At 45.0% G+C, this 5721-nt stretch carries 8 protein-coding genes and 1 pseudogene; all 9 read right to left on the bottom strand.

The annotated features are described in order from the left end of the window. Positions 1–111 precede the first annotated feature (111 nt). A complete protein-coding gene (locus ACYVRB_RS13990) occupies positions 112–519 on the bottom strand; it encodes a hypothetical protein (protein WP_461216033.1) in 408 nt (135 codons plus the stop codon). Positions 520–656: 137 nt separating this feature from the next. Beyond that, positions 657–1727 (bottom strand): IS30 family transposase, encoded by a 1071-nt coding sequence (locus ACYVRB_RS13985; RefSeq protein ID WP_461216034.1) that lies wholly within the window; start codon positions 1725–1727, stop codon positions 657–659. A gap of 190 nt (positions 1728–1917) precedes the next feature. Beyond that, positions 1918–2088: an IS110 family transposase gene (locus ACYVRB_RS13980; protein WP_125706726.1), complete on the bottom strand. Its 171-nt coding sequence runs from the start codon at positions 2086–2088 to the stop codon at positions 1918–1920. Positions 2089–2681: 593 nt separating this feature from the next. Further along, positions 2682–2822: a hypothetical protein gene (locus tag ACYVRB_RS13975; RefSeq protein WP_164507541.1), complete on the bottom strand. Its 141-nt coding sequence runs from the start codon at positions 2820–2822 to the stop codon at positions 2682–2684. Positions 2823–2837: 15 nt separating this feature from the next. After that, positions 2838–3086, bottom strand: coding sequence for a GlsB/YeaQ/YmgE family stress response membrane protein (locus ACYVRB_RS13970; RefSeq protein WP_033572653.1), 249 nt, complete (start codon positions 3084–3086; stop codon positions 2838–2840). A gap of 132 nt (positions 3087–3218) precedes the next feature. Next, on the bottom strand, positions 3219–4112 hold the full coding sequence (locus ACYVRB_RS13965) for an IS3 family transposase (RefSeq protein WP_056962884.1): 894 nt from the start codon (positions 4110–4112) through the stop codon (positions 3219–3221). After that, positions 4109–4783, bottom strand: coding sequence for a helix-turn-helix domain-containing protein (locus ACYVRB_RS13960; protein ID WP_057707346.1), 675 nt, complete (start codon positions 4781–4783; stop codon positions 4109–4111). Before ACYVRB_RS13960 ends, ACYVRB_RS13965 begins: the two co-directional genes overlap by 4 nt. Positions 4784–4886: 103 nt before the next feature. After that, positions 4887–5255 (bottom strand): large-conductance mechanosensitive channel protein MscL, encoded by a 369-nt coding sequence (gene mscL, locus ACYVRB_RS13955; RefSeq protein ID WP_203634035.1) that lies wholly within the window; start codon positions 5253–5255, stop codon positions 4887–4889. Between the two features lie 349 nt (positions 5256–5604). Next, positions 5605–5721, bottom strand: a pseudogene (locus tag ACYVRB_RS13950) (IS30 family transposase); the annotation flags it as partial.

Here is a 5721-nt window from a genome sequence, read left to right as displayed (position 1 = left end):
CGTGATGGTTTTCGTCGACTCAACCTTAGCATATAGGCGCACCCAATGGGTGAAACACCAAAGCAGCGCAGTCCCGTGTGAATCATGGGATTGCGCTGCTTTTTTGAAATTCTATGAATAATCCAGGGACAGTAATGTCCCAAAATCACTAGTATCAAACGCTACACGTTTTTGAACAGCCACTAAATATGACTTTTGAGCATAATCTGGCGTGTAATCTTGAAATGCGTCACGTATATCAAGACTTGGGAGATTTTCATCGGAAATAATGCAATCATTATATGCATTATAAAACTCATTGAGCCTTGCTCCAATAACGTGCTTCACTTCAGCACGAATTCTCTGTGGACAATTTAACGATCGACAAACGTGTTGCCAAAGCCGTTTTAATCCGAAGCCAGGCCAGTATTGCTCCCCGTCTTCCTTGAAGTATCCCCCTCGCCGACGATTTCGAATTAACTGCTCCAGTTTGTCAAAATCAAGGTTAGTCACTATCTGATTACGTATGGCTTCAGGCAAATGTTTCCCCTTGTGAAATTGCGGTTTTTAGGGATTATAGCTAAACACGGCAAAATCATTTTCGCAAATTGCAAGAACAAGTTAGCCACTCCGTGGCACGACACCGTGAGGCGAACTGTTACCTTTGATGAGTTGAGTTAGCTGGCTACGGCTGACTTGGCAGCTCGTCGCTGAGCTCGAGCGCGCTCAGCGATGAAGACTTCCTCGGTCGTGCGATATTTGAGTTGGCGACGAGGGAGGCGGTTGAGCCGATCTTGAGTCTCGGCGACAGCTAGTGGGCTGACAGCGTCTAAGGACTCACCTTTGGGGAAGTCTCGCCGAACCATCTTATTGTGGACCTCGTTGGTGCCGCGCTCACTGGAACGGTATGGGTGCGCATAGTACACAGTGGTCACGCCATCGAGCACCGAGTCTAGGTCGGCGAACTCAGAGCCATTGTCGGCAGTAACCGTTTTAATGACGTCGCCGTACTCCGCAACGATACCGCGCATGGCGTAGTTTACCGAATCGGCGTCGCGGCCGTCAATCAGACGCATGAACTGGAAACGGGACTTGCGTTCGATGAACGTCATAATGACACTCTCTTGACCATCACGCTTACCCACCACTGTGTCTAGCTCGAAGTGGCCGAACTCACGGCGACTATCCACACGTTTCGGGCGCTCATCGATACTACGTCCAGTAAGCAGTCGTTTGTGCTGAGTGTTGGCCTTATGCTTGATGCGGTGGCTGGTCTTCTCCAGCAGATCAATATTCTTGATCTCCAGGAGCTGAGCATCAATGTAGTTGTACAGCGTCGTCGTACAAACCATCTCCTCAGGTCGATAGAGCTTCTTCTTCTTGGCGCGACCAACCACTGCGTCTGGGGACCAGCCGTCTTGTTTGAAGTGTTCTGTGAAGTGGGCGATGAAGTCAGCGGCTTGGACGAGCTGGAGGGGTCTGTGGCATCGCCGCCGGTTCTCTTTATAGCGAAGGTGGGCTGCCTCAGCGCTGTATTCAGTGCGATACACACGCTTGCCATTGACCTTCTTGACCTGATCGATCTGGCCTCGGTTTAGCTTGTTGGCGACGGTTTGCCGGCAGATACCAAGTATGCGTGCAATTTCTCGATTTGACTTCTCCTCTCCATGAAGTGCAGCGATTTTTCCACGTTCGAAAGCAGTCAGATGGTGACCTTTGGTGTGAGACATGATATTCTGTTCTTGCATCAAGACGATACCTCTTTCATTAATTGTGTAGGAACTTTAATGATAACAGGTCGTATCGACTTGGTGTTTTTTATTTTGTCTGAGTGCTAACGATAGTTGCTAACTTGATTGTAAAACGCGGGGCAAAATCATTTTGCCGTAGGAACGAGATGAGGTTGTAACAGTAGTGGCCAGTATCTTCTAGCCCTACTTAAACAGTGTCGCCAGTTGCTCGCATGAGATTGTGCAGCGTCTGCTTTAGACACTGGAAACCTTCGCTGTTGTTGGTGATCTCAAGGTGTCTGACAAAGATGGTTCCTTCAGGGTCAATAACTGCGACGTCATGTTTTTTCTTGGCGACATCAATTCCTACGTATAACATCTCACTCGCTCCTCAAATATGTAGATGCACTGTGCTCCACAAGCTTTTTGCCGATGTAACCTTGCGTCAAATTAAACATCGAAGCGCAGTGCACCACGTGTTATCTAACTCATTAACAATATGACAAAAAGCTGTGGTTAGAGCCTTCTCGAACCAGTACCTTAACAAGGTCTGTCGGAGTTCAAACTAATCCGCAGCGCTCGTTATCAGTGTAGTCCATTTGTGGTGCTAACTGATAAATCTAATATACAAGGAGATCCACTCGCGGTTTTTGCGAGTTAGCTCCGACGAGCGACATTGCGTTCCATGACCAGCCCGCCGGAGTACTTTTTGTCTGAGCTCACAGCTTTTCGTGCCGCTAGGTAATTGGTATAGCTCGTTGATTGGTATAGCTCGTTGAAAGAGTAAAAAAACTCGGCATGCCAATTGACATGCCGAGCTGGGGTTAATTTCGATGCATCTTAAGCCACGATACCCTTTGCCGTGTGTAGCATCAGGCCTTCTCGTACCTCAACCGTACCGTATCCTGCTGAAAGTTACGCTTTCAGCAGGATTTTGCGAACGTGTGTCTATCACAGACGGCCCGTATATCATTAGTCATGAATCGAATCCTGCAATTTATCCCCAGCCTTATCTATTTCCTTGGCTGCCAAAATTGTACCAGCTACCAGAGCTCCTCCAACCAGCAAAGTGCTGGCTACCATAAATGTAAAAATTGATTTTAAAGCATCCATGCATATGACCTCCAATCAATCTTTAGATCTACCAACAAAGAATGATACAACCGCTACGACAATCACTGCACCAACTATCGATGGAATTATTGCCATACCAGCAAGTTTAGGACCCCAATGGCCGAGTAGTGCTTCACCAATAGATGATCCGATGAGCCCAGCAATAATATTTGCAATCCAACCCATCGATTTTCCTTTGCTTGTAATAGCGCCAGCAATAGCACCGATTATTGCGCCAACAATTAGTGACCAAATGAAGTGCATGTAAATCCCTCCCATTAAATATATTCTTTGTTACTAATTATAAGTATACAGGAGTTAAGGCCAAAAAGAAAGCCGAAGTGCACTAGTCCCTGTCAAGTTGACAGATGAAATATTATAAAGTTAAATCTGTCTCTAAGCGGCTTCATTCCAGTATTCATCTGGAGTGAGGCCGTTTCTTTGTGCTGAACGATTGTGGCAATTGAAGTATTCAATACCTTCTTCAACCAGTTTCTCGAGTTCTTGGAGAGTCTTAGGCATCGAATGACGATCCATCCAGCGCAATTTGAACTCATTCCACCAACGTTCCATTGGCGCATTATCGAATGGCGTGCCCGGACGAGACATGCTACGAGTTACATCGTAACGTGCAAGAAAATTATTGAAGGCGCCAGAAGTGTAAGCTGAGCCGCGATCCGTATGAATCAATGGATGAACGGCTCCGACACTATCAAATGCACGTTGGAACACTTCGATTTCCGCAGCTGAAGTTTCAGTGACGCTAAGATGGTGTGACAAGAGAAGTCGTCCATAGAGATCAAGAACGCCACTCAACCGAATTTTATATTCGCCGTTTGGACCAAATCTCAGTTCGGTCGAGTCGGACAACCAGACTTTATTAGGCGCATCCGTATCAAAATTTTGGTTTAAGACATTGTCTTGGATGTATTGCTCACTAGCTTTTTGGCGACTGTGTTTTTTAACTCGAATTTGGCATTTCAATCCAAGTTCTCGCATCACTCGTCGAACCATTTTATGAGTAACTTCAAAAGTAATTGACTCGTCATGCTGAAGGTTGACTAACAGATTTCCAGCACCAATACCTTGATGATGGAAATCAAACCAGTGTTGTGTCCGTTCCTTGAGCCGACGATCGCGGGCTTCCCAAGCCGTTTCTTCTCGCTTTAATCCTTTGTAGTAAGCCTGCCGGCTTACTCCGACAACAGCTAATAACTTGGTAACTGCACCGCGCTTGCCTTGACTGGTCTCTTTAATTGCGAGGTAGGCCTGTCGATGTTGTTTATTCACCCCTTGCGCTGGAGTTCCAGCAATTTTTTTGCGAATTGTTCCACCAATTCTTTGTCTTTGAGCTCAGCTTCGAGCTGGCGAATACGAAGGTTTGCTTTATCGAGATCAGTTAGTTCTGACTCATCTTTGTGGTGGCCACGATTATCAACGAGAGCCTCATAACCGCCATTCTTTGCCTTAAGCACCCAAGACCGTGCTTGTTGATATGAAACTTGAAAATGCTTAGCGGCTTCAGTGTATGAGTGCTTGTGTTTTACCACATACTCAACGACTTCGATTCGCTCTTCGAAAGTTGTCTTCTTACGCATAGTGGGGACCTGCTTTCTGGACGGCGATGCCGTCAAAGGTTTGTCTCCATTATACGTATCAAGCCACGTCTTTGCTTGAGCAACGTTGCGTAATCCATACTTGTTTGCCAAGTTCTCTAGCGTACCTTCGCCATTCAGATAGGCAAAGACAACAGTTTCCTTTAATTCCTTGCTGTAGTGAATATTCTTCCTTGCTTCCTCCAATCCTTCAAGGCCATCTCGTTCGTAACGCAGCGACCAACGTTTAAGTGAGTCCTTACCAATGCCATGTTGTCTTTCAAAAGTGGCTCTGGGTAAATCCGACTCCTTAAATTCCTCGAGCAATTTAAGTTTCTCAAGAGCCGTGAACTTAGATCTGGACATACAAAAATCCCTCCATAATCATCAGATGAATTATTGTATTTCATCTGACAACCATAAAGGGATTATCGCAAAGGTATCTATTCCCTCTTATACTTATGATAGCTCATTTTGAATTGCGCAGTAAATCGCGAATCTGTGTAAGTAAGAGTTCTTCCTTCGAAACAACAGGAGCATCAGGTTTCTTAGACGGCATAATACGATTAACCGTCTTGACAATAAGAAAGACTACAAAAGCAGTGATCAAGAAGTTAATGACGTCGTTAAGAAAGCTGCCATACGTAAATTTTGCGTTCAAAATTGTAAAATATAGCTTACTTAAATCAGCCTTACCTACAAACATAGAAATAATTGGGTTGATCAAGTTTTTGGTCAGGGAAGTTACAACAGCGGTGAACGCACCGCCAATAATGACACCTACTGCAAGATCTAGAACGTTGCCACGCATAATGAAGTCTCTAAATTCTTTAATCATTTTGAATGCCTCCAAATTTTATGTTACGAATAGAATTATAGCAGAGTGTGGACGTTCTAAAAATTAAAAATAGCGCCTCATAATGAATTGGCTGGCGTCTGCCTAGCTATTTAGATAATCACCTAGGTTTGAAAATCAGTGCAAATCAGTGACAAGACAAAAAACTAGAAATGCTTTTATACCGATATTTTGAGCACCCGTGGCACTCAATAATAACTCATTCTAGAGGCGAGGCCCATATAACTTGCACGTCATGAAAGGCCACAGAGTAGTCACGTGTACCAACCATGTGCATACCAATTAGTACACCCTAGTCCCTATATGGGGCTTATTTTTTTGCGACGAATTGTCAACTCAAGTGCAACTTTTTACCCATGAAGACTTCTGATGGCGTCTTCCAGCCTAAGACCTTGCGTGGTCGATTATTCAGTTGTTCAATGTAAGTCTCAATTTCCTGGTCGCTCTG

The sequence above is a fragment of the Lacticaseibacillus boliensis genome, from assembly GCF_054784775.1.
This window is presented reverse-complemented; position numbering and strand designations above follow the sequence as displayed.